This window comes from Pseudomonas frederiksbergensis (assembly GCF_003732665.1).
GTDB lineage: Bacteria > Pseudomonadota > Gammaproteobacteria > Pseudomonadales > Pseudomonadaceae > Aquipseudomonas > Aquipseudomonas frederiksbergensis_G.
Map to the genome: position 1 here is coordinate 239085 of NZ_MOBP01000021.1, position 21013 is coordinate 260097.

Here is a 21013-nt window from a genome sequence, read left to right on the forward strand (position 1 = left end):
CATGCGCCAGCGCAACGGTAAGACTAGACCGTCTGGGGAGGACTGCTAATAGCGGCAGTGTTGGGGCGTGATAGGGAGAATCTTTTGCGGGGCGGCTGAAATGCCCCTCGGGTCAGGCCCGAGGGGCGATTCATCAGGCAGCGTTGGCTTCTTTCTTCAGGCTGTTCATATCGATCACAAAGCGATATTTCACATCGCCCTTCAACATCCGGCCATACGCTTCGTTGATGTCCTGAATGTTGATCATCTCGATATCCGAAACGATCCCATGCTTGGCACAGAAATCCAGCATCTCCTGGGTTTCCTGAATCCCGCCAATCAACGAACCGGCCAGACTGCGGCGCTTGAAGATCAGGTTAAACACCGAAGGCGACGGATGCGGACTGTCCGGCGCACCGACCAGCGTCATCGTGCCATCGCGCTTGAGCAGATTGAGGAAGGCGTCCAGATCATGCGGCGCCGCGACGGTGTTGAGGATGAAATCCAGGGTATTGGCAAACTTGGCCATCTCATCCGGATTCTTCGACACCACCACCTCATCAGCGCCCAGACGCAGCCCATCTTCACGCTTATTCGGCGACGTAGTGAACAACACCACATGCGCGCCCATGGCATGGGCAATCTTCACCGCCATATGCCCCAGCCCACCGAGACCGACCACACCGACTTTCTTGCCAGGGCCGACTTTCCAATGGTGCAACGGCGAATAAGTCGTGATGCCCGCACACAACAACGGCGCGACGGCGGCCAGATTGGCGTCGTCATGGGAAATGCGCAGGACGAATTTCTCCTTGACCACAATATTGTCCGAGTAACCGCCGAACGTGTTCTCGCCACCAAACACAGGGCCGTTGTAAGTACCGGTGAAGCCGCTCTCACAATATTGCTCTTCACCTTCCGCGCACGACGCACAGTGTTGGCAACTGTCGACCATGCAACCAACGCCGGCCAAATCGCCCACCTTGAACTTGCTGACATTCGCGCCAACAGCGGTCACGCGGCCGACAATTTCATGGCCCGGCACCGACGGATACAAGGTGTTGTGCCACTCGTTTTTTACCGTGTGCAAGTCGGAATGGCACACGCCGCAATAAAGAATATCGATCTGCACATCATCCGCGCCCGGGGCGCGACGTTCGAAGGTGAAAGGCTTGAGCGAGTCCTTGGCGCCTTGCGCGGCATAGCTGTAAGTCTTGGTCATTGCGATCGCCTTTTCAGTCGGGATGTTGAATATAAGAGGAGTAGCTTAGGTGCTGAATCGTTCAAGTGGATGACAGTGAGGGCTGGTTTGATGGTGGGTCGTCAAGCGAGTTTGGCGGCTGGATTGCACCGTGGTGCGGATAGGGTAAGGCCTGGGCGGGTGTGGACGATGGCTCTATTCTGCTGAATTATTGCCTAATCCCGCTGACCTGATGCAGCAGCTTCGGCTCGACAAAAGTAATGGCGCATTAGTAGCATGCATGCCCAGGCTTGGCCCCAAGCCCGAGGCAGTGCATGACGTAAAAAGTCGCGCAGAACCCTGAAGAAAGAAAAGGCGTAATACACGCCCGGTCATTTTTGTGCTCAGCCGTTTATGGATAGGAAGCCCTACGCATGGAAGAGCAGGTCGTCGGTTACTCTCTGCCGGAGTTGAAGTCTGTTTTCGCCGAGCCTTTGTCACCCCTCATCCGGGCTATGGCTGACTATCCGCAAGTGGTGTCTTTAGAGGGTATCGGTGTCTCAGCCTATTACTCCGCTTTTTTAGCCACAGACGATGACGCTGTTGAATTTGAGGCGCTCGTCGAATCGAATTTCCGTTTCGTCGCTGAAAAGCCTTTCAACGGCCTTCCCGTAAAGCTCTATTCAGACACCCGAAAAAACGAGCACCTGATCTACTTCAAATCCGATGCGGAATTTAACGCCACAACGATTCGTATGGTGACGAATAGCGTCGACTTTCTGAGCGTCATTCAGAATGTGAAGTTAGCCGTTCCGCCACCGTGGATAGCGTTTGCGGGTTACAAGCCTTCTTGGTGGGGTGGTGCTATGGAAGGTGCTCAGGGGTATTACAACGATAACTACTTCCTTCCCTTCTTCACTCGATTGAGCAGTTCAGAAAGACAGCAGTACTACGCAAAATTCCACGCTTCGGATGAGTGGATCAAGAGTTTGGAGTTGATGTACGACGGTGAATGACAGCGCTTTGGGTCTGCTTCGCAGCCCAGCGGGAGCAAGCTCCCTCGCCACAGGTATTTGCTAAGTTCAGATGTGCGTTATCTACGAGAGCTGTATTACCGCCACAAAAAAACCCACTGACCGTGACCGATCAGTGGGCTTCTCAAATACAGCTTTTACTTACAAAGCCATATCACTAGCAGCATTTGCCTTCGGAGCCTTGCCGGCATCAGCAGGCGCCGGAGCAGCAACCGGTGCCGTCAACTGCGGGATCGCCGGCGGCGGGGTCAGTTGCAACACTTTTGCAGTGTAAGCCCACTCCTCAGCCACTTTGGCCGGATCGTTGTTCAGTTGAGTGCCATAGCTCGGCACGATCTGATGCAGCTTTTCCTGCCAGGCCGGCGATGCAACCTGATCCTTGAAGACCTTTTGCAGCACGGTCAGCATGATCGGCGCAGCGGTCGATGCACCTGGCGATGCGCCCAGCAGGCCGGCGATAGAGCCGTCAGCGGAGGCAACGATTTCAGTACCCAGTTTCAGTACGCCACCGGCCGCTTCATCACGCTTGATGATTTGCACGCGTTGGCCGGCTTGCCACAGGCGCCAGTCTTCGGCTTTGGCGTTCGGGAAGTATTCTTTCAGGGCGTTCAGGCGGTCTTCGTCGGACAGCATGAGTTGGCCAGCAAGGTACTCAACCAGTGGGTATTCCTTGATGCCGACTTTGGTCATCGGCCAGATGTTGTGGGTGGTGGTGCTGGTCAGCAGGTCCAGGTACGAACCTTCCTTCAGGAACTTGGTGCTGAAGGTCGCGAATGGGCCAAACAGGATGACGCGTTTGCCATCCAGGACGCGGGTGTCCAGGTGCGGAACGGACATTGGCGGTGCGCCGACGGAGGCTTTGCCGTAGGCCTTGGCCAGGTGTTGTTCGGCGATGGCCGGGTTGTCGGTCACGAGGAACGAACCACCGACCGGGAAGCCTGCGTATTCCTTGGCTTCAGGAATGCCGGACTTTTGCAGCAGGTGCAGTGCACCGCCGCCGGCGCCGATGAAGACGAACTTGGCGTCGGTTTCGGTTTTGGTGCCGTCTTTCAGGTTTTTGTAGCTGACGCGCCAGGTGCCGTCTGCGTTCTTGGTGATGTCCTGCACTTCGCTGGACAGTTTCAAGTCGAACTTAGGCGTGGTTTGCAGGTGGGCAACGAACTGGCGGGTGATTTCGCCGAAGTTGACGTCGGTGCCGATCGGGGTCCAGGTGGCCGCGATTTTCTGGTTCGGGTCACGCCCTTCCATCATCAGCGGGACCCACTTCTTGATCACAGCCGGGTCTTCGGAGTACTGCATGCCGGCGAACAGCGGGCTCGCTTGCAGGGCTTCATAGCGTTTTTTCAGGAACTTGATGTTGTCATCGCCCCACACGAAGCTCATGTGCGGTGTGGAGTTGATGAACGAACGTGGGTTCTTCAGCACGCCTTGCTGAACCTGCCACGACCAGAACTGGCGGGAGATCTGGAACGCTTCGTTGATTTCAACGGCTTTCGGGATCGACACCTTGCCGTTTTCGTCTTCCGGGGTGTAGTTCAGCTCAGCCAGGGCGGAGTGGCCCGTACCAGCGTTGTTCCAGCCGTTGGAGCTTTCCAGGGCGACGCCGTCGAGGCGCTCGACCATTTCCATCGACATGTCCGGTTGCAGCTCGTTGAGCCAAACACCCAGGGTCGCGCTCATGATGCCGCCGCCAATGAGCAGCACATCGACTTTCTTTGCCTCTTCCGCGTGAACGGACGTGATCCCCATCGACAAAGCCAGCCCCAGCAGGGCCGTGTTGAGTTTCTTAAGCATCTGTAGCACCTATGATAAAACGCCATCCGCCCTTCCATCCCAACCGCGAAGGCCCCTGGTTCACGCCATGCAGGCAGCATGTCGCGGGTTCCCGCACATCAGGATTGGAGGGTGGGCACACAAGGCCGACGTGTCCATCGACCTCAGTTTATATGTCCCTACTGAACTGACTTCTTATCATTATTGGCTTCAGCTACTTGAGCGACATTGATTCTGTTTGCACACCTCGAAGGCATGCGAACTGAATGGGTCAAAGCAAGTTGCGGCGAAGAATATCACGACACGGCAAACCCGCGCGTCTGTTCGCGACTTGGTGGTCTGGGTTTGGGTCTGGATGTATTGCCGGTGGTTGGCGAAATGAGATGGACGATGGCACCCGTACACCCCGCCCGGCCGCTAAATGCCCTCGAGATCGAGGATCGTCAACCAGGGCCAGCGCGCCTGATAAGAGCAGGCCTTTTGCGCAAACAGATCCGGTTGATAATTGACCGGGTTGATGCGCAACAGGCCCTGCTCGATATCCGCCAACCCATAAGGCGCATAAACCTCCCCGGTGAAGACATCCATAGCGATGCACGTACCGGCAATCAAGTAGCGATCAACGCCATCCTTCGCCGATTGCAGCCGAGGATAAGGCTTGCCGAACCGTTGTGCGTACCACAAGTGAACCCGGGCCTGATTTTTGATTTCGATATTCACGTCCAGGTCTTGGAAGAGCTGCTGGGCAATTTGAATGACTTCATTCTCGGCCTCCCAGGACATGTCCTCATCGAAGTAGAAGATGTCGTAATCCTTCACGCCCCAGGCGGGCGGAAGGTTTGACTGTTGATTCCATACGGCCTGAAACAGACAACCCGCGGTCAGCAGGCACTGACTGAGGCCAAGTGCAGGTAAACGTCGGGCTATCTCGGCGTTGGCCGGGTTAGTCATTGCGATATTGATCAGTGTTTCGGTAGTCAGTGTCATGTTTTTTCCTTGATACGAAGCCATCCCTGGGAGTGACGATACCGTGCGCATCACTGAATTCGCTACAAACGGCGCCAGACCGTTAAAGTGACGCCCCCGCACACCTGAGAACGATGAACCATGGATGGCCTTCACCCCGGCACTGAGCCGAAAACGATTCACCACTACCGCTCATTGCTTGTTCCAGCCCTGTTTTTCGCGCTGTGCACCACCACGCAAGCAAGCAACATCTGCCCTGCCGCCACCTATGAAGGCGAGATGTACGATTGCTTGCAACAGCAACTCGAAGCATCCGATCAGGCGCTGAACGCTGCTTACAAAACCTTGATTGCGCGGTACAAAGACAATGGTATTTCCGGGAAGCCCCCCACTCAGGATCAGATGCTGAAAAAGGCTCAGTTGGCCTGGATTGCTTTGCGAGATGCGAGTTGCGACTTCGAGACTTACGAATCAAGGGAAGGCAGTGGTTTTGGCACGATCCATACCTTCTGCCTGCTGGAGCAGACGCAAAAGCGGGTTGAGTATTTAAATGGATTGGTTGGCGCGCCTTGAATCAATCGGAGATCGGGCGATCTTCATCAACCTGATGGTTCCAGCAACGCCCGCAAACTCAACGCATTCCCCACCGCAAACCCGCTCGCGGTGTTATCAAAAATGCACCAGGTCTCGGCACCCTCTTCCATCGAACTGCGCATTCGCTGGGCCAACACCTGCAATCGACCCACGTCATAGTCGCTGTAGTAAATCCGTGGCGAGCCATGCAGCCGCCAATAACGCACCCCGGACCAGCCGCCTGGCGTGGTGCCTCCGGTGATTGGCGAGGGATCGGCGGCGACTCGCCCGATGCGGTGTTCGATCAGTAAACCGCTGGCCGCGCGCCAGGTTTCATGGCGGGGTTCGAGCACCACGGTGCCTGCATAACGTTGCCGCAGGATGCGGAAAAATTCGCTGGCTATCGCGGCGTCATAGGCCAGCGACGGGGGCAATTGAATCAACAGGCAACCCAGCTTTTCGCCCAACTTCAGGCATTGGGCAAGAAATTCGTCGAGCAAGCCCTCGCAGTGCTGCAAACGCTGCACATGGGTAATGAGCTTGGGCAGCTTGACCGAAAATCGAAACGCCGACGGCACCGATTGCGCCCAGCGCAGATAGGTTTGGGGTTGATGCGGGCGATAGAACGAGCTGTTAACTTCCACGGCTGGCAGCTGCGTCGCATAGCGTTGCAGATGAGTGCCGGTGTCGGGAAACAACGGCCAATATTCCCGTGGCAAGCTCCAGCCTGCGCAGCCAATGTAGAGCGGACTCAATAGAGCACCGCCGCCGCGTCACGCATAAAGATTTCGATGGTTTTCGGCCCCACACCTTCGAACTCGCCGAGGCGTTTTTCGAAGGCCTGGCGATCTTCGCTGGCGCTATGAATGGCGCCGATTTTACCGGCGTATTCATCACTGAGCATTTTGCCCAAGTGGCGCAGGCGCTCGGCCGTGGTTTCGTCGTAACGTACGTAATGGGCTTCGCCGAGCATGGCCACCAGCTCCCGATGGGTACAACCCGCCAGTTTGCGTGCGGTGTCGCGGCTGTGTTTTTCAACAATCACCCGATAAGCCTGGGCGGCGATGTCCGCCTGGATGCGCTTGCCCATCAGGAAGCTGGCGACAAACCATTTGAACAAGGCGCTTTCATCGCCCTTCTTCAGGTGGATGCCCAGGTCGCGGGCGCTGATCGTTTTGCTCATCAGGTTCCACCGCCGATGCCTTGGATCGAATTGGCAAACGCCACCCCCGCTTCGCGCACCAGCACCCGCCACTCCGCGCCGTTAATCAGCCCTTTGCGTTCCATCTCATCTGCCGCTTTTAGCAGTTCGTCGTAGTGCTCTTCGCTGTCCATGCGGATTTCCGGTTGGCGCAGCAGTTTGTACCAGGCGGCCAAGGCGTCCCGTTTCGGATCATCGTTCATGGTAGGGCTCCCAAGGGTCGTTTTCCCTTGGAAGGGTTGCGCTTGAGGGCCGTTCCTCGTGCCCGACAAATGGCGGCGAGCGCCCGCAACAAGGCTCTATTAGCGCCGGAAAAAACCTGATAGGTTGTACGACGACTGATGAATGCAGTCAGTATCGACCACCCACAACAACAAGGAAACACCCATGCAAAAAGCCAAATTAGTGATCGGTTTTCTCTGCCTTTTCAGCGGCTACGTCGCCGCCGCCCCGGCCACCGCCGAAAAAGACGTGGCGCAAGCCGTCGACCATCTGACCCAAGCCATGCTGCACAAGGACATTCCCGAGCTGCAAAAGTTGACGGCGGCCAAGCTGAGCTACGGGCATTCGAGCGGTAAGGTGCAGGACAAGAAAGAATTTATTGCCGACATCGAAACCGGTAAAAGCGCGTTCAAGACCCTGGAGATGCAGAAGCAGACCATCACTCTGCTGGGCGATACAGCGCTGGTGCGCAACCACTTCTCGGCCCAGGCGCTCAATGGCACGGAAGTGGTGCCGACCGAGATTGAGAACTTCCAGATTTGGCAGAAACAGGGTGGGAAGTGGTTGTTGATTGGGCGTCAGGCGTTTCGTATCTAACCGCTGGAATAAGAGTTGTCTGGACCGACGCCTTCGCGAGCAAGCCCGCTCCCACAGGGGACCGCATTCCATGTGGGAGCGGGCTTGCTCGCGAAGAGGCCCTCACAGACACCTCAATCTTCAATCAGGGCCGGGTATGCGCCACATCCAGTTGACTGAACGTCACCTGCCCTCCTTCATTTTTATAGCCGGCGTTGTCCAGCGCATACACACCGGCCTTGAAGTACAGCTGCTTATTCTTCCAGCTGGAACTGATTTGCTTGCCCCAGCTATAACCCTGGGAACTGACATTCAAATAACCGGCAGAACTGAATCGAACTTCGTAAGAAAATGGCTTGCCCAGCGCGATGTCCCTGGCGATCACGACGGTGATGTCTTCACTGCCCGGTTTCAGTCGATAGTTGGCAATCACGTTGCCTTTCTTGCTGAGTGCGTCGTACTGGTATTCGACTTTCAGCAATGGACCTTTGTCTTGGTAGATATGGATTTGCCCAATCACGATCCTCCCCGTTGAAGGCACTTGATTGACCTTTAACACGGCTTTAAGTCGGTGATCGCCTTCGGGATAAGTCCAGTTGCGCAGCGTCCCGTCGCTCAAGGTTTCACGCAGTTCGCTGCGGGGGAATTCTGATTCTGCGGTGCTGGACCCGGTGACGGGAGCCCAGAAAAAAAGGTTATCGCCGGATCGAAAATACGTGTCGGAATAGCCATCCACCAGTCGCGGCGTATCGATGACTTTGGCGGGCGTCCCTACAGGGATCGTCAGGTTCCAGGTTGCCAAATCAATCATTTCAACTCTCCTTGGGGGCGACAGTACCCTACAGCACTCAGGCCTGTTGCCCCGCAAGGAAAGCGTTTAAAGCCTGAAGCGATCCACCGACTGCGACAACTGCCCCGCCAGCGACGACAACTCATCCGTGGTCGACGCCGTGCGGCCGATGACCTTGCTGTTGTCCTCGGACATGCCGGCAATCATCTCCACCTGATGGGCGATTTCGTTGCTGGCCAGGCTCTGTTCGCCGATGGTGCGACTGATGTCGTTGACCAGTTGCGTGGTGTTCAACGTGGCTTCGAGGATTTCGCGGATGGCGCGCTCGACGTCGGCGGTCACGGCCATGCCTTTGTCGACCTGGGCCACGCCGGCCTCCATGCTGGTGACCGCCTCCCGGGTGCTTTGCTGGATGCGCGCGACCATGGCGGCGATTTCCTGGGTGGAGGCGCTGGTGCGTCCCGCCAGGCTGCGGACTTCGTCGGCGACCACGGCAAACCCACGGCCCTGCTCACCGGCCCGGGCCGCCTCAATCGCGGCGTTGAGCGCCAGCAGGTTGGTCTGGTCAGCAATGCCCTTGATCACCTGGATGATGCTGAAAATCCCCTCGGAGTCTTTGTCCAGGGTCCGAATCACCTCGGCCGATTGCTGCGCCGAGCGGGCGATGCCATCCATGTCACGGACCACTTGATGAATCACCTTGCCGCCGTCCTTGGCCAGCGCCTCGGCCTGATTGGCCATGTCCAGCGCACGGTCGGCATGGCGGGTGATTTCCTCGATGCTGGCGGTCATTTCACTGGCAGCGGCGGCCATGGTGCTGGCGGCGACGCTTTGCTGCTGGCTGCTGCCGGCGACTTCGTGGCAGCCATTGCTCAACTGCTGGCTCATGCCACTGACGCCGTGGGCATTGCTGCGCACCACTTCGATCATGCCGCGCAGGTCGCGCTGCATGGTCGCCAAGGTGCGGATCAACGTGCTGGCTTCGTCGGTGCCGGTGGGCTCGATGATCGGTTCACTGAGGTTGCCATGGGCGATGCTGTCGGCGATGCGACTGGCGGAGCGCAGCGGCCCCATGATGCTCAGGATCACCCAACGACCCTGGGCCAGCAGCAACAACAGGCTGGCGACGAGCACGCTGCCCAGGGCAATGTTGGCATGATTGATGGCTTGCTGAGTGCCTTGGCTGGCATGTTGGGTGTTGGTTTCGATCAGCTCGCTCAGCGCCGACATGTCACCTTCGAGCTGGGTGAACACCGCGTTGAACGAACTCAGTTGCTGCTGCGCGGCCTCGGGATTTTCCAGGGCCAGGCCGACGATGCGTTCGGCGGCGCTGATGTAGGTGTCGAGGCTCGGCTTGACCTTGTTCAGACCGGCCATAATGGTGGCATTGACGGGCAGCTTGAGGTTCTCCCCCACCACCTCGCGAAAACGCGTCGCGTGTTCCGCGATGGAACTGCGCACCTCTTCCTTGCTGCTGGTGCTTTTGCCCAGGCCCACCAACAACGCCGAGAGCACGTCGGCGCGCAGGGCGTCGTGCATCATGTCCGCTTCCAGGTGATTACGCAGGGCAGCCATGCTGACCTCGCTGTCATTCACCGCCTGGGCCATCTGGGCGTTTCCCAGGTAACTGACCAGGCTCATGATCGACGCCGTGAGCAGGCCCGTACCAATCAACAGAAGTAACCGAAGTTTTATGGACACTTGTTGTTCCCCTGCTGGACGCTGCGAAAGGTAGTTCTGAAGAGGCTATCGACCCCATCCTGTGGTTATTTAAGCCTATTTCCATAAGCCCGTCGGTTTAAGACCAGCGGTCGCGCCATCGGGGTCGTGGCCATTTGCCGGGGGGCATGGAACTCCTGAGCTGCGCCGCACCTCCTAAGTAATGTGTTACTTCCTTTTCGCTTTACGCTGTTGGAGGACGACGCCATGCGCCGCATGTTACTCATTACTTCTCTGATGTTATGCCTGCCCATCGGGTCAGCCCTGGCCGTCAGCGGCAAGGATGTCGCGACCTCGGCAGGGGTTTCCGCGTCCCTGTATTCGACGTTCAAAGACCACAAAATGGTGATTCCGGCCCGGGATGACGTGTCGGCGTTTGTCGCCAGTGACGGCGCGATTCGCGGGGTCTACATGGAGGCGGTGTTGCAGCAGATCCGCCAGGACAACCCCGGCCTCAATGCCAGCGACGCGGACCTGGCCAACGCGATCCTCGTGCAGTACGAAGGTCCGGCCGCTCACTGATCCGCGTCAGCGACAAGGGCAGGCTGAAAGGAATGCCTGCCCTTGGAGCACGCACACCCCTATGGGCAAAACCGCTCACGGGCCTCTATGATTGAGCCCATGACGACTACGGCCCCGATCCGCTCACCCTGCCCGCCCGGCGCCTGCATCTGCGGGCGTGACCCGTTGCTGGAAACTCCCGGCGCGGATGTGCGCATCCTGTTTCTCACCCGCCAGGAAGAAAAGCGCCTGCTGGAACGTCTGGAAAACCTGCAAAGCCTCGCCGACCTTGAACGCATGCAATTGCTGATGCACAAGCAGTTGGGCATTCGCGTGGAGATCGTGCCGAGTTTCAATGAAGTGCGGACCATGCGCGGCATCGGCATTCAAATCGAAGAACAGCCCGGCCTGTGCCGCAAGACCCGCACCGCCATCCCCGCCGCCATCCGCCGCAGCCTGGAAAAGTGCCCGCAGATTGCCTACGAGCTGCTTAACGCCAACGACTTGTTGCGCGATGCCTGAGTGTTTCTGGCGCCAGCCAGGTGCGCAATCGAAAACAGGTGCCAATCCGTGACAGGAGGTGGCTGATTTGCGCACACAAACCACTTCAACAATCCATCTTCCGACTAGCGAGCACTAAGCTTCCAACACCCCGAATACCGCTCGCACACCTGGTACTGCCGATCCATCTGCGCCATCCGATCCAGGTGGTGGTTGATGGTGTCGACCAGCACGCTTTTCTGCGCCTGGAAGTAGTACAGCGCCATCGACTTGTACTCTTCAAACGCGGCCTTGTTGGCAGGCTTGGCCGATTTGTCCTCGGGCTTTGCCCAGTCTTCCAGCTGTTTATCGTCGAGACGTTGCAGGCGCAGGCGGTATTCATCGGTGTAGCGCTTGAGCGTCTCGGCCTTGTTTTGCGCGGCTTCGTTGTCGAAGGCGATCAGATTCTGGCGATACAGCGCCCAATAGTCGTCCGGCAGGGTAAAGCCAAGTTTGCCCTGGCGTTCGGCAATCAGTTTGTCGAGTTTTTCCGGGGTCGAGCGGTCGGCGGCGTCCTTGGTCGGGTCGGGCTTCATCACCGGAATCACCGAACTGTCGATGATCTGGTTGATCCAGGTCACTCGCTGAGGCGTATCCGGCAGCGGGTCCGGCAGTTTCACAAATAACGGGTTACGCCCGTTACAGGCCGCCAGCCCCTTGTGCTCGATGACTAACGGTGTGCGGACATCCTTGCCATCGACCCGCGCCACCCGTTGCAGCAATGTGGTGCACTGACGGTTACCGGAACTGAACGTCAATTCATATTCGGCGTTGCGCTCAGGCTTGAGGGTGAATGCGCCGCCACAAACGGAGTAGCCGACCTGGGTGTTGATGCGCAGGTACGCCTCCTGGTCGGGCTTGAGTTTGATTTCCAGATAGCCCCGGGCATCGGCGGGCGGGGCGACGCTCATACCGACCCGGCGCGGGGTGTCACCCAGGAACAGGTTGTTGAGCATGCCGGTGGTCTGACCGTCGCAATGCTGCGCGTCGAAGTAGCTGAGGCTGGCATTGTCGGTATTGGCCACAAAGCGCAGCTTGGCCGCATCCGGCTCGGTGGCGTCGGTGTAGTTACCGTTGACGCTGCAACCGCTGAGCAGCGCGGCCAGCAGCGTGACGCTGGCGATGGCGCGAATCGAATTGAACTGGGACACCGACATGCATCGTCCTTGAACGCTTTTAGCGTAGTGGAAAAGCGCGAAATGCTACTGAAAGGCCACTACTGTGTCCATCCCATGCTCCGGCGTTTTTGAACTACCGTTATCAAAAAAATAACGACTACCCCCACGGAGCACCCACCACCATGAACCTGTCCCGAAACCTGTTAATCGGCGCCGCGCTGGCCAGCCTGTTGTTGGGCGGTTGTACCTCCAAAGTCACCGATAAGGAGCAGTACTCGGGCTTCCTGCCCAACTACAACAACCTTCAGGAAGTGACCACCCCCAGTGGCGAGAAAGCCATGCGCTGGGTCAGCCCGTCGTGGAATCCCAACGCCTACGACACCGTGGCGTTCATGAAGCTGGAGCTGTATCCGGCGCCGAAGCCCAACGAACGGGTCGACCAGCGCACCCTGGAAGAATTGCAGACCTATATGACCAACAGCGCCAAGGGTGTGCTTGGCCAGAAATACCGCGTGGTGCCCAGCGCCAAAAAGGCTCCGGCGGGCTCGAAAACCCTGGTGGTACGGGCGGCGATCACCGGCGTCACCGCATCCAACGAAGGCATGCAATGGTATGAGGTGGTGCCGGTCGCCGCGGTGGTTGGCGGGGTGAGTGCCGCTTCCGGCCATCGCAGCCAGGACACGACGCTTTTCCTGGAAGCCGAACTGGTGGACGCCAGCAACAACCAGATCATGGCCAAAGTCGTGCGCAAGGTATTTGGCGAGCAACTGAAGAACTCGAGCCAGAAGATCACCACCAATGACTTCAAAGCGGCCATCAACAAATTGACGGCGGATTTGCAGGCGTTTATCCGCTGATCAGGTAGACCGAGTCATCGTTCTTCGCGAGCAAGCCCGCTCCCACAGGGGACCGCATTCCATTGTGGGAGCGAGCCTGCTCGCGAAAGCGGTATGTCAGCCAGCAACAATATCGACTGTGCCGGCCTCTTCGCGAGCAAGCCCGCTCCCACAGGGGACCGCATTCCATTGTGGGAGCGAGCCTGCTCGCGAAGGCGGTATGTCAGCCAGCATCAATATCGACTGTGCCGGCCTCTTCGCGAGCAGGCCCGCTCCCACAGGGGACCGCATTCCATTGTGGGAGCGGGCTTGCTCGCGAAGGCGGTATGTCAGAACAGAAAATGGTCTGTCTTCCCCTATCCCACCATCGCCACCCACTGCCCCGGTGTCATCCGGGTGACCATGATCAGCACAATCACAAACATCCCGAGAAACCCGAGCACCCCCATCCAGAACCACTTTTGATAGATGGCGTGATACTCATCAGCCAGTCCCTGCCCCGTCTCGACCGCACTCAACGCCAACCCGTGCAAACGCTTTTGCAGCACCAGCACCGGCAACCACAGCGCCCCGGTGCAGAGGAAGATCACCAGCGCCGTCAGTACCCATTCGGTGGTCAGGGGCAGCCCGCTGAGTTTCACCAGGCCATACCCGGTGAGGATTTGCAGGAAGCCGGCCGGCGTGGTGATCCAGGTGTCGAACCGCACCACCATCCGTGCCACATGGGCGATCACCAGCGGGTTGGCGGTGCGGCTGGCGGCGATCAGGTACAGGTAGGAACCCATGCCGAAACCGAACAGGAAAATCGCGGCGATGATGTGGGCGTATTTGAGGCCGAGGTAGAGCATGTTCAGCCCTGCCCGTCGGAAAAGCGCACGGACAGTTGCAAGTTGTCCGGGTCGTTGATCGCGGCCATGTATTCGTCGACGCTGACTTCACCCACGCAAGGCCGAGCGCCGGGTTCAGGCACATAGCCCTGGAGCATTTTCGCCGCGAGGGCAACGGCCGCGCAGCTGGGGATCTGCGGGCCTTTGTCGTTGAACGCGGTGAGTTGCACGGTCATGGACAGCGGCTGGTCGTCCAGGCCAAGCCCCTCGACGTCGATGTACATCGCACTTTTGCCGTCGCCAAAACCTTCGAACCACAGGCCCCAACGGTGCAACCGCGCGGCCCAGGGTGCGAAGTCGCGCACCAGCCCCCGGCGCAGGGCCTCGGCCAGCAGATAATTGGCCACGCCGCCGAGCTTGAGCCCCGCGCCAGCCTTGAAGCGCAAGGTGTGGGCGCCGTAGCGGGCGGCGAAGATATCCATGTCCGGCACATCGACGTTGGCCAGCACTCGCGTGCCCATCAGCGGCATCTTGCGCAGGGTCAGGTCTTGCCAGCCCGGTACTTCGTGTACCCGGCCGTCCTTCAGTTGCTTGATCGGTTTGCCGGCGTAGGCCAACACCCCGGCAACGGTGGACAGCCCTGGCATCTTGGCCGAGGAGGAAATGCCGTGTTCGATGGTGTCGATGCGCTTAAACCGTGAGCGGTGCTGGTCGATGATCGCGGACGACAGCGTCGGCACCGAGCTGCACCCGCTGAGCACCGCCACGCCCGCGTTTTTGGCCCTGGTGTCCAGCACGCCGATGCCGTTGACGAAGGTGCGGCAGTCCGCCAGGTCGCAGTAATTCACCTTGGCGTCGATGCACGCCTCGGCCACCGCATAGGACTGTCCCTGGAACGGGCCGCCGGTGTGGACCACCAGTTGAACGCCGAGCGTATCCAGGGCCGACTTGAAACCGGCGCCCATGGCATCACCGCACCAGCCTTCACAGGTCTTGCCGGACAGCGCTTTCAACGCCTCGACCTGGGCCGACAACTTGCGCGGGTCGCGCCCGGAGATCACCAGGTCAATCCCCGGCATCAGCGCCAGATGCCGGCACACAATACTGCCGAAATTTCCGTAGCCGCCGATCACCAATACCTTGAGTGTCATGTGTTGCTTCCCTGAATCATCTTTGCGACCGAGGCGCGATTCTAAGGGATCGAGTGAGTGGGCAGGAGGGGATTTTTCGGCAGGTAGTGCGCGTTATCGTTCTTCGCGAGCAAGCCCGCTCCCACAGGGGACCGCATTCCACTGTGGGAGCGGGCTTGCTCGCGAAGGCGGAGTGTCAGCCAACATCAATATTGGATGTGCCGGCCCCTTCGCGAGCAGGCTCGCTCCCACAAGGAACTGCATTCCACTGTGGGAGCGGGCTTGCTCGCGAAGGCGGCCTGTCTGTCGCCGCAGGGTCTGAGTCGGGCGCTAAACCGCGCCACCCTTGGCCTGCTGTTCCAGATGCACCTGCAACTGCGGATCAATCTTCAGCGCCGCCGCCAGTTCATCCAGGTAGTTGCGCTCGGCGTCTTGCTGGTCGTCCACCACCATCACGCTGGCCAGGTACATTTCCGCGGCGATGGCCGGGTTGGTGGCGGACCTGGCGACATCAGCGGCATCCAGTGGCCGGGCGACTTCGTCGTCGAGCCATTGCTGCAACTGCGGATCGTCGGTATGGCGACCGATTTCAGTGCTGATCATCTGTTTCTCAGTGTCGTCGATCCGGCCGTCAGCCTTGGCCGCGGCGATCAAGGCGCGCAACACGGCGTGGCTGTGGTCCTCGACTTCCGGGCCGGACAGCAGGTCCACGGTGCGCGGTGCCTGTTGCGGAGCAGAAGCCTGATTGCGTTGCCAGGTTTGATAGGCCTGGAATGCCATCATCCCGAGGGACGCCAGCGCCGCGTATTGGTTGCCGCCGGAAGATCGGGTCCGGGTCGAGCCACCCAACGGTGAACCACCGCCCAGCAAACCACCCAGCAAGCCCCCCAGCCCACCGCCACCGCCACTCGACCCGGCGCCACCGCCCAGCAGACCGCCGAGCAATCCGCCGAGACCGCCCAAACCTCCCTGGGACGGCACAGCACCGCCGCCCTGCTGCGACATCGAGCCCTGGCCGGCCCGCAAAAGTTGTTCGAGCAAATCGCTGGTGTTCATGACGACGTCCTCTATTAGGAGTTGTTCAAAGAAGCTTGATGCCGTCACGCAACAATAGTCCCGGCGGGCAATAGCGCCAGCGCCGTTTGGCCGACTCACACTACTGACAGAAACTGACAGTGCCTGCTCTTATGCTGCACCGACTTACCACGGAGCAGTCCCATGATCACGCCTCGCTACCTGTTGCTTTTCGTCGAAAACCCCGCCGTCAGCGCACGGTTCTATGAATTCCTGCTGGACCTCAAACCCGTGGAAGAATCCCAGACCTTCGCCCTGTTCGTGCTGGAGGGCGGCTACAAACTGGGGCTGTGGTCGCGGCACACCGCGGAACCGGCGGTGGCGATGACCGGCGGCGGCATGGAGCTGGCGTTCCCGGTGGAGTCCGCTGAAGAAGTCGATGCGCTATTCGGCCAATGGTCGAGCCTGGGCCTGAGCATCCTGCAACCACCCACCGACCTGGATTTCGGCCGCACCTTTGTGGCGCTTGACCCGGATGACCATCGGCTGCGAGTGTTCTACCCCCGCTGAGTGATCTTCAAAACTCACACTGCCCCTGTGGGAGCGGGCTTGCTCGCGAAGAGGCCGGCACATTCAACATTGATGTTGGCTGACACCCCGCCTTCGCGAGCAAGCCCGCTCCCACAGGGTTTTAGGGTGGCCGAGACGCCAATCCCGGCCACCAGCCATGCAAATTTCTCCGAAGTATTTTTTTGCGGGACAGCTAAGATTCATAGATGGTGAACCTTAACCCCGCTTTTCCGGTCGATACCTGCAACCCGACCCGGTTTGCCGACGCCCCCAATAGAAGGGTGCTGACTGGCTTGCTTCACTTTTTGGAGAACGCCCCCGTGATATCGACCTTACACATTGCCAGGCTCAAAGCATGGGGCGCCCATGGTTTTACCGCGACCGGCGTGGTCACTGCCTTTCTGGCCACCCTCGCCCTGCTGGAAAACCAGGCCACCCACTGCCTGCTGTGGCTGGGCGTGGCGCTGATCGTCGACGGCCTCGACGGTGCACTGGCGCGCAAGGTCAATGTGCAATCGGTGCTGCCGAGTTTCGACGGCTCGATCCTCGATCTGGTCATCGACTACCTGACCTACGTGTTCATCCCGGCGCTGTTCATCTACCGCTACATTCCGTTGCCGGACTACACATTGCTGCTGACCGTGTCGCTGATCCTGGTCTCGTCACTGTTCTGCTTTTGCAACGTCAACATGAAAAGCAAGGACAACTACTTCCAGGGCTTCCCCGCCGCGTGGAACGTGGTCGCGTTGTGCCTCTATATCATCGGCCCGTCGCCGTGGATCACGCTGCTCACCGTCATCGGTCTGGCCCTGCTGACCGTGACCCGGATGAAATTCCTCCACCCGTTCCGCGTGCGCCGGTTCATGCCGATCAACATCGCCGTGACCGCTATCTGGTTGCTGTGCAGTCTGTCGCTGGTGGTCAACCACCCGGTAATCAACCCGATGGTGATGGGCCTTTGGCTGCTGATGTCGGCGTACTTCCTGGGTATCTGCATCTGGCGCACGGCAATGGAGTGGTTTGACGGCTCGCGCCACAAGTAACTGCCATGGCCATCCGCATCGTCAGGCTCGGCTCACCGCGCACGCCCGATGAAGGCCTGCGCATCGGTACGGTACGCCGCCCGCCTCGGGGTGTACCAAAAGCCGAGTTTGCCAGCCGTGATTTCTATGACGTCTGGCAACCGCTGCTGTCCCCCAGCCCGGAACTGGTGGCCGAAGCCAAAGCGGCTGAAGATGCCAAAGCCTGGGACCTCTTCAAGCGCAAGTTCAAGGCTGAGATGAACCAGCCTGCGCCCAGCCACTTGCTGGATCTGTTGGCGGCGTTGTCCCATCAAACGGCATTGGCGGTGGGGTGTTATTGCGAGGAAGAGGCGCATTGTCACCGCTCGGTATTGCGCGAACTGCTGCAAGTGCGGGGCGCCCAAATAATCTAGGCACCGACGCTCTTTGTAGGAGCAAAGCTTGCTCGCGATGGCGTCCTTACCGTCATTTTGCTATTGAATTTACTGCCGCCTTCGCGAGCAAGCTTTGCTCCTACAGTGATTGTGGTGTGCCAGTCACAAGGAGAGGTGACAACGTGAATAGCCAGGTCCGACGCGCTACCCCGCAAGACGCTACCGCCATCAGCCAGGTCATCCTCCAGTCCCTGCGCCAATCCAACGCCCAGGACTACCCGCCCGATGTCATTGCGCAGGTCGAGAAAAGCTTTTCAGTCGATTCCATTCTCACGTTGATGAGTCAACGCCAGGTGTTCGTGGCGACCATTGATCGTCAGGTCGTCGCCACCGCCAGCCTCGATCACGACGTTATCCGCAGCGTATTCGTTCATCCTGAGCATCAAGGCGTCGGACTCGGCAGACAACTCATGGCAACCCTCGAATCCATCGCCCGCGACGCCGATATCAAAGTCTTGCGCGTGCCCGCTTCCATTACCGCTGAAGGCTTTTACTTAAGGCTGGGCTTTCGAAAAGTCCGCGATGAATTCCATGGCGCCGAGCGCACGATCGTCATGGAGAAAGGTTTGAGACCGGATTAACTGTGGGAGCGAGCTTGCTCGCGATGGCAGTGCACCAGTCAATATAAATGCTGAATGACACTCCGCCTTCGCGAGCAAGCCCGCTCCCACATTGGCGCTGTGTTGCCAGTTTTCAACGCCGTGTGATCACCACCTCCAGGTACTCACTCGGCACCACCAGCGACGACTCTCCTGCCCGGTTCATGTTGTTCAGCAGCGCGGTGAAGTCCTTTTCCAGGGCCGCGGCGCCGTCCGCTGGCAGTACGGCAAAGGCCTTGTGCACCGGGCCATACCAGTTGCGGAAGATGTCGATGAAGTGTGCGGCCGAGCGGTAGCGGAAGTTGAAGGTTCGGCGCGTGACCTGGGTCAGGAAATCGTGGTCGTCGAAGTGGGTGTGCAACCAGGCTTCATTGCCCCAGTTCGACGGCGGTTGGGCCCCGGCAGGGGGTGGCAGGTGCTGGCCGAGGGTTTTGAACATCTGGCCGACAAACCCTTCCGGCGTCCAGTTGGCCAGGCCGATGCGCCCACCCGGGCGGCAGACCCTTGCCAGTTCGCTCGCAGCCTTGGCCTGGTCCGGCGCGAACATTACGCCGAAGGTCGACAGCACCGCGTCGTAACTCGCATCGTCGAACGGCAGCGCTTCGGCATCGGCCACCTGGAAAATCACCTCCAGCCGTTCGGCACGGGCGCGGTCTTCACCGCGTTCGAGCAACGCCGCCACATAGTCGGTGGAGGTGACGAGACAGCCTCGGCGGGCCGCAGCAAGCGTGGCATTGCCGTTACCGGCGGCGACGTCCAGCACCTGCTCGTCGCAGCGCAGGTCGCAGGCCTCGGCCAGTTGCTCGCCGACAATCTGCAACGTGGTGCCGATCACGGCGTAGTCGCCACTGGCCCAGGCGGCCATCTGACGGTTTTTCAGGGCAGTAAGATCAATAGGTGTACTCATCAAGTGTGGCTCCCTCGCGGGTTGGAACACGGATCAGGCGCTGACGGAGGATTCCGCCGTGGTGGGATCGATGATGTTCATCACCCGTGACACGCTGTTGGCCGGAAAGCCGCCCTGCCTGGCATGTTCCCGGATCAGCTCTTCGTTGGGCGCGATGTACACGCAATAGATCTTGTCGCCGGTGACGTAACTTTGCAGCCACTGGACATCCGGTCCCAACTCGCGCAACACCCGGCAGGATTTCTGCGAGATGGCTTTCAAATCCCGATCCGACAGTGCTCCGGCGCCGGGGATTTCCCGCTCTATGACGAACTTCGGCATGGCAACCTCTCTTTTCTTGTTATCGGTACAGGGCCGGCAGTGACCCCGTGCATCAACTATCGCGCCAGCGCGGGCCTGCGTCCTGCCCGATCGTCGGCCAACACTGTCCGATCGTCCGGAGGTTTCACGCGGCGCGACGAAGGGCTCACACTCAAAAGATCCGTCCCTACGAGAAATCACCATGGACGCCCTCTCGCAAACCCTGCGCGTGGTCCATCTGGTCGGCGCGATTTTCATTAACGCCCGTTTCACTGCGCCCTGGTGCTACCAGTCGCCAAGCGCCGACACCGCCGCGCCATTCCTGGAGCCCGGCGCCGAGCGAGTGGTGATATTCCACTTGATCACCGAAGGCGAATGCTATGTCGAACTCGGCGACGATCCACCGCTGCTGCTCAACGCCGGCGATGTGGTGGTTTTTCCCCAGGGCGATGCCCATCGCATGTGTTCGACCCCGGGCGTTCCGCCGGCCAAGGGTTCGCGGCTGGACGTGGTGCTGGCGCGTCGTCCGCGGCAATTGAGTTATGGCGGTGGCGGCGCCGTCACGCGTCTGGTCTGCGGTTATTTGGCGTGCGATACGCGGTTGGCGGGCATGCTGCTGACGGGGTTGCCGGCGGTGATCCGGGTCAATGTGCGCGGTTCCAATGCCGGTATGTGGCTCGAATCCTCGGTGCGCTACGCCCTGGCCGAGGCGCGATCGCCCAGGCCGGGTGGCGAAGGTGTGCTGGCGAAACTGGCCGAGGTGCTGTTCATCGAGGTGTTGCGCCTGTACATGAACGAACAGGCCGAAGGTCGCACCGGTTGGCTGGCCGGCGTCGGCGACCGGATCGTTGGCGGCGCCCTCAACGCACTGCACAAGAACCCCGGTCATTGCTGGACCCTGGAAGAACTGGCACGCACCGCCTGCACCTCAAGATCGGTCCTCGCCGAACGCTTCCAGCAACTGGTGGGCATCTCGCCGATGCAGTACCTGACCCAATGGCGGATGCTGCTGGCGGCCAACCTGTTACGCCGAAGCAACACCTCATTGGCGCGGATCGCCGAGGAAGTGGGTTACCAGACCGACACGGCATTCAGCCGCGCCTTTCGCCGCGAATTTGGAGCGCCACCGGCGGCATGGCGGCGTCATCAGGGTGAAAAAACAATGGCCCACGGGTCCGAAACCTGTGAGCCATTGCGTTGAA

25 protein-coding genes and 1 pseudogene are annotated in these 21013 nt (G+C 59.5%); 11 read left to right on the forward strand and 15 right to left on the reverse strand.

The window, feature by feature from the left end:
* Positions 1–133: 133 nt before the first annotated feature.
* Complete coding sequence (locus BK665_RS27985) at positions 134–1201, reverse strand: NAD(P)-dependent alcohol dehydrogenase (protein WP_123409753.1); 1068 nt, start codon at positions 1199–1201, stop codon at positions 134–136.
* A 392-nt stretch (positions 1202–1593) separates the two neighbouring features.
* Between BK665_RS27985 and BK665_RS27990 the strand changes: the two genes are divergently transcribed.
* On the forward strand, positions 1594–2175 hold the full coding sequence (locus BK665_RS27990; protein ID WP_185076666.1) for a hypothetical protein: 582 nt from the start codon (positions 1594–1596) through the stop codon (positions 2173–2175).
* Between the two features lie 159 nt (positions 2176–2334).
* Here BK665_RS27990 and mqo read toward each other — a convergent pair whose 3' ends face one another.
* Together mqo and BK665_RS28000 are read right to left on the reverse strand one after the other, a co-directional pair.
* The gene (gene mqo / locus BK665_RS27995) at positions 2335–3987 is read right to left on the reverse strand and encodes a malate dehydrogenase (quinone) (RefSeq protein ID WP_123409754.1); all 1653 of its coding nucleotides are present in this window, start codon (positions 3985–3987) and stop codon (positions 2335–2337) included.
* A 396-nt stretch (positions 3988–4383) separates the two neighbouring features.
* Positions 4384–4953, reverse strand: coding sequence for a nucleotidyltransferase family protein (locus BK665_RS28000; RefSeq protein ID WP_123409755.1), 570 nt, complete (start codon positions 4951–4953; stop codon positions 4384–4386).
* A gap of 120 nt (positions 4954–5073) precedes the next feature.
* Here BK665_RS28000 and BK665_RS28005 point away from each other — a divergent pair, with 120 nt between their 5' ends.
* Positions 5074–5505 carry a lysozyme inhibitor LprI family protein gene (locus tag BK665_RS28005; protein WP_123409756.1) on the forward strand — a complete coding sequence of 144 codons (432 nt, stop codon included), beginning with the start codon at positions 5074–5076 and terminating at the stop codon, positions 5503–5505.
* Between the two features lie 26 nt (positions 5506–5531).
* Here the strand turns inward: BK665_RS28005 and BK665_RS28010 are convergent, their stop codons facing one another.
* Genes BK665_RS28010 through BK665_RS28020 form a run of 3 tightly spaced genes read right to left on the reverse strand, consistent with a single transcriptional unit; the run spans position 5532 to position 6909 of the window.
* Positions 5532–6260: a DUF72 domain-containing protein gene (locus tag BK665_RS28010; RefSeq protein WP_123409757.1), complete on the reverse strand. Its 729-nt coding sequence runs from the start codon at positions 6258–6260 to the stop codon at positions 5532–5534.
* Complete coding sequence (locus tag BK665_RS28015; RefSeq protein WP_123409758.1) at positions 6257–6688, reverse strand: DNA methylase; 432 nt, start codon at positions 6686–6688, stop codon at positions 6257–6259. The genes BK665_RS28010 and BK665_RS28015 overlap by 4 nt, the downstream gene beginning before the upstream one ends.
* Complete coding sequence (locus BK665_RS28020; RefSeq protein ID WP_123409759.1) at positions 6688–6909, reverse strand: hypothetical protein; 222 nt, start codon at positions 6907–6909, stop codon at positions 6688–6690. Before BK665_RS28020 ends, BK665_RS28015 begins: the two co-directional genes overlap by 1 nt.
* 184 nt (positions 6910–7093) lie before the next feature.
* On the opposite strand from BK665_RS28020, the gene BK665_RS28025 reads away from it, so the two are divergent.
* Complete coding sequence (locus tag BK665_RS28025; RefSeq protein WP_123409760.1) at positions 7094–7525, forward strand: nuclear transport factor 2 family protein; 432 nt, start codon at positions 7094–7096, stop codon at positions 7523–7525.
* 124 nt (positions 7526–7649) lie between these two features.
* On the opposite strand, the gene BK665_RS28030 is transcribed toward BK665_RS28025, so the two are convergent.
* The 3 genes and pseudogenes from BK665_RS28030 to BK665_RS35435 all read right to left on the reverse strand — a co-directional run.
* A complete protein-coding gene (locus BK665_RS28030) occupies positions 7650–8315 on the reverse strand; it encodes a polysaccharide lyase family 7 protein (RefSeq protein WP_123409761.1) in 666 nt (221 codons plus the stop codon).
* 66 nt (positions 8316–8381) lie between these two features.
* Positions 8382–9245 carry a methyl-accepting chemotaxis protein gene (locus tag BK665_RS35430; RefSeq protein WP_375538955.1) on the reverse strand — a complete coding sequence of 288 codons (864 nt, stop codon included), beginning with the start codon at positions 9243–9245 and terminating at the stop codon, positions 8382–8384.
* Positions 9240–9995 (reverse strand): annotated as a pseudogene (locus BK665_RS35435) (HAMP domain-containing protein); the annotation flags it as partial. The pseudogene BK665_RS35435 and the gene BK665_RS35430, both read right to left, overlap by 6 nt.
* Positions 9996–10220: 225 nt before the next feature.
* On the opposite strand from BK665_RS35435, the gene BK665_RS28040 reads away from it, so the two are divergent.
* Positions 10221–10535, forward strand: a complete 315-nt coding sequence (locus tag BK665_RS28040; RefSeq protein ID WP_123409763.1) for a DUF2388 domain-containing protein — start codon at positions 10221–10223, stop codon at positions 10533–10535.
* A gap of 99 nt (positions 10536–10634) precedes the next feature.
* Positions 10635–11036 carry a hypothetical protein gene (locus BK665_RS28045; protein ID WP_123409764.1) on the forward strand — a complete coding sequence of 134 codons (402 nt, stop codon included), beginning with the start codon at positions 10635–10637 and terminating at the stop codon, positions 11034–11036.
* A 104-nt stretch (positions 11037–11140) separates the two neighbouring features.
* Here BK665_RS28045 and BK665_RS28050 read toward each other — a convergent pair whose 3' ends face one another.
* Positions 11141–12211 (reverse strand): hypothetical protein, encoded by a 1071-nt coding sequence (locus BK665_RS28050; protein ID WP_123409765.1) that lies wholly within the window; start codon positions 12209–12211, stop codon positions 11141–11143.
* A 143-nt stretch (positions 12212–12354) separates the two neighbouring features.
* Between BK665_RS28050 and BK665_RS28055 the strand changes: the two genes are divergently transcribed.
* On the forward strand, positions 12355–13029 hold the full coding sequence (locus BK665_RS28055) for a DUF3313 domain-containing protein (RefSeq protein WP_123409766.1): 675 nt from the start codon (positions 12355–12357) through the stop codon (positions 13027–13029).
* Positions 13030–13364: 335 nt separating this feature from the next.
* Here the strand turns inward: BK665_RS28055 and BK665_RS28060 are convergent, their stop codons facing one another.
* The 3 genes from BK665_RS28060 to BK665_RS28070 form a co-directional block, all read right to left on the reverse strand.
* Positions 13365–13856 carry a DUF2269 family protein gene (locus BK665_RS28060; protein ID WP_123409767.1) on the reverse strand — a complete coding sequence of 164 codons (492 nt, stop codon included), beginning with the start codon at positions 13854–13856 and terminating at the stop codon, positions 13365–13367.
* 2 nt (positions 13857–13858) lie between these two features.
* Positions 13859–14986, reverse strand: a complete 1128-nt coding sequence (locus BK665_RS28065; protein WP_123409768.1) for a saccharopine dehydrogenase family protein — start codon at positions 14984–14986, stop codon at positions 13859–13861.
* 309 nt (positions 14987–15295) lie between these two features.
* Positions 15296–16021 (reverse strand): tellurite resistance TerB family protein, encoded by a 726-nt coding sequence (locus tag BK665_RS28070; RefSeq protein WP_123409769.1) that lies wholly within the window; start codon positions 16019–16021, stop codon positions 15296–15298.
* A gap of 162 nt (positions 16022–16183) precedes the next feature.
* Here BK665_RS28070 and BK665_RS28075 point away from each other — a divergent pair, with 162 nt between their 5' ends.
* From BK665_RS28075 to BK665_RS28090, 4 genes are all read left to right on the forward strand, one after another.
* On the forward strand, positions 16184–16549 hold the full coding sequence (locus tag BK665_RS28075; protein WP_123409770.1) for a VOC family protein: 366 nt from the start codon (positions 16184–16186) through the stop codon (positions 16547–16549).
* A 320-nt stretch (positions 16550–16869) separates the two neighbouring features.
* Positions 16870–17592 (forward strand): phosphatidylcholine synthase, encoded by a 723-nt coding sequence (gene pcsA / locus BK665_RS28080; RefSeq protein WP_123409771.1) that lies wholly within the window; start codon positions 16870–16872, stop codon positions 17590–17592.
* Positions 17593–17597: 5 nt separating this feature from the next.
* Positions 17598–17984, forward strand: a complete 387-nt coding sequence (locus BK665_RS28085; protein ID WP_123409772.1) for a DUF488 domain-containing protein — start codon at positions 17598–17600, stop codon at positions 17982–17984.
* A 143-nt stretch (positions 17985–18127) separates the two neighbouring features.
* Positions 18128–18586, forward strand: coding sequence for a GNAT family N-acetyltransferase (locus tag BK665_RS28090; protein WP_123409773.1), 459 nt, complete (start codon positions 18128–18130; stop codon positions 18584–18586).
* 112 nt (positions 18587–18698) lie between these two features.
* Here the strand turns inward: BK665_RS28090 and BK665_RS28095 are convergent, their stop codons facing one another.
* Together BK665_RS28095 and BK665_RS28100 are read right to left on the reverse strand one after the other, a co-directional pair.
* Positions 18699–19511 carry a class I SAM-dependent methyltransferase gene (locus BK665_RS28095; protein WP_123409774.1) on the reverse strand — a complete coding sequence of 271 codons (813 nt, stop codon included), beginning with the start codon at positions 19509–19511 and terminating at the stop codon, positions 18699–18701.
* 33 nt (positions 19512–19544) lie between these two features.
* Complete coding sequence (locus BK665_RS28100; protein WP_123409775.1) at positions 19545–19832, reverse strand: DUF4242 domain-containing protein; 288 nt, start codon at positions 19830–19832, stop codon at positions 19545–19547.
* A 181-nt stretch (positions 19833–20013) separates the two neighbouring features.
* On the opposite strand from BK665_RS28100, the gene BK665_RS28105 reads away from it, so the two are divergent.
* Positions 20014–21012, forward strand: coding sequence for an AraC family transcriptional regulator (locus BK665_RS28105; RefSeq protein ID WP_123409776.1), 999 nt, complete (start codon positions 20014–20016; stop codon positions 21010–21012).
* Position 21013: the final 1 nt, after the last annotated feature.

What these genes read in the sequence shown, in the direction of transcription:
- BK665_RS28040 (WP_123409763.1), top strand. Translation starts at nt 10,221, where the DNA reads ATGCGCCGCATGTTACTCATTACTTCTCTGATGTTATGCCTGCCCATC.
- BK665_RS28095 (WP_123409774.1), bottom strand. Translation starts at nt 19,511, where the DNA reads ATGAGTACACCTATTGATCTTACTGCCCTGAAAAACCGTCAGATGGCC.
- BK665_RS28100 (WP_123409775.1), bottom strand. Translation starts at nt 19,832, where the DNA reads ATGCCGAAGTTCGTCATAGAGCGGGAAATCCCCGGCGCCGGAGCACTG.
- BK665_RS35430 (WP_375538955.1), bottom strand. Translation starts at nt 9,245, where the DNA reads ATGCAGCGCGACCTGCGCGGCATGATCGAAGTGGTGCGCAGCAATGCC.
- BK665_RS28070 (WP_123409769.1), bottom strand. Translation starts at nt 16,021, where the DNA reads ATGAACACCAGCGATTTGCTCGAACAACTTTTGCGGGCCGGCCAGGGC.
- BK665_RS28085 (WP_123409772.1), top strand. Translation starts at nt 17,598, where the DNA reads ATGGCCATCCGCATCGTCAGGCTCGGCTCACCGCGCACGCCCGATGAA.
- BK665_RS28105 (WP_123409776.1), top strand. Translation starts at nt 20,014, where the DNA reads ATGGACGCCCTCTCGCAAACCCTGCGCGTGGTCCATCTGGTCGGCGCG.
- BK665_RS28005 (WP_123409756.1), top strand. Translation starts at nt 5,074, where the DNA reads ATGGATGGCCTTCACCCCGGCACTGAGCCGAAAACGATTCACCACTAC.
- BK665_RS28000 (WP_123409755.1), bottom strand. Translation starts at nt 4,953, where the DNA reads ATGACACTGACTACCGAAACACTGATCAATATCGCAATGACTAACCCG.
- BK665_RS28020 (WP_123409759.1), bottom strand. Translation starts at nt 6,909, where the DNA reads ATGAACGATGATCCGAAACGGGACGCCTTGGCCGCCTGGTACAAACTG.
- BK665_RS28060 (WP_123409767.1), bottom strand. Translation starts at nt 13,856, where the DNA reads ATGCTCTACCTCGGCCTCAAATACGCCCACATCATCGCCGCGATTTTC.
- BK665_RS28015 (WP_123409758.1), bottom strand. Translation starts at nt 6,688, where the DNA reads ATGAGCAAAACGATCAGCGCCCGCGACCTGGGCATCCACCTGAAGAAG.
- BK665_RS28055 (WP_123409766.1), top strand. Translation starts at nt 12,355, where the DNA reads ATGAACCTGTCCCGAAACCTGTTAATCGGCGCCGCGCTGGCCAGCCTG.
- BK665_RS27985 (WP_123409753.1), bottom strand. Translation starts at nt 1,201, where the DNA reads ATGACCAAGACTTACAGCTATGCCGCGCAAGGCGCCAAGGACTCGCTC.
- mqo (WP_123409754.1), bottom strand. Translation starts at nt 3,987, where the DNA reads ATGCTTAAGAAACTCAACACGGCCCTGCTGGGGCTGGCTTTGTCGATG.
- BK665_RS27990 (WP_185076666.1), top strand. Translation starts at nt 1,594, where the DNA reads ATGGAAGAGCAGGTCGTCGGTTACTCTCTGCCGGAGTTGAAGTCTGTT.
- BK665_RS28075 (WP_123409770.1), top strand. Translation starts at nt 16,184, where the DNA reads ATGATCACGCCTCGCTACCTGTTGCTTTTCGTCGAAAACCCCGCCGTC.
- BK665_RS28025 (WP_123409760.1), top strand. Translation starts at nt 7,094, where the DNA reads ATGCAAAAAGCCAAATTAGTGATCGGTTTTCTCTGCCTTTTCAGCGGC.
- BK665_RS28030 (WP_123409761.1), bottom strand. Translation starts at nt 8,315, where the DNA reads ATGATTGATTTGGCAACCTGGAACCTGACGATCCCTGTAGGGACGCCC.
- BK665_RS28045 (WP_123409764.1), top strand. Translation starts at nt 10,635, where the DNA reads ATGACGACTACGGCCCCGATCCGCTCACCCTGCCCGCCCGGCGCCTGC.
- BK665_RS28065 (WP_123409768.1), bottom strand. Translation starts at nt 14,986, where the DNA reads ATGACACTCAAGGTATTGGTGATCGGCGGCTACGGAAATTTCGGCAGT.
- BK665_RS28050 (WP_123409765.1), bottom strand. Translation starts at nt 12,211, where the DNA reads ATGTCGGTGTCCCAGTTCAATTCGATTCGCGCCATCGCCAGCGTCACG.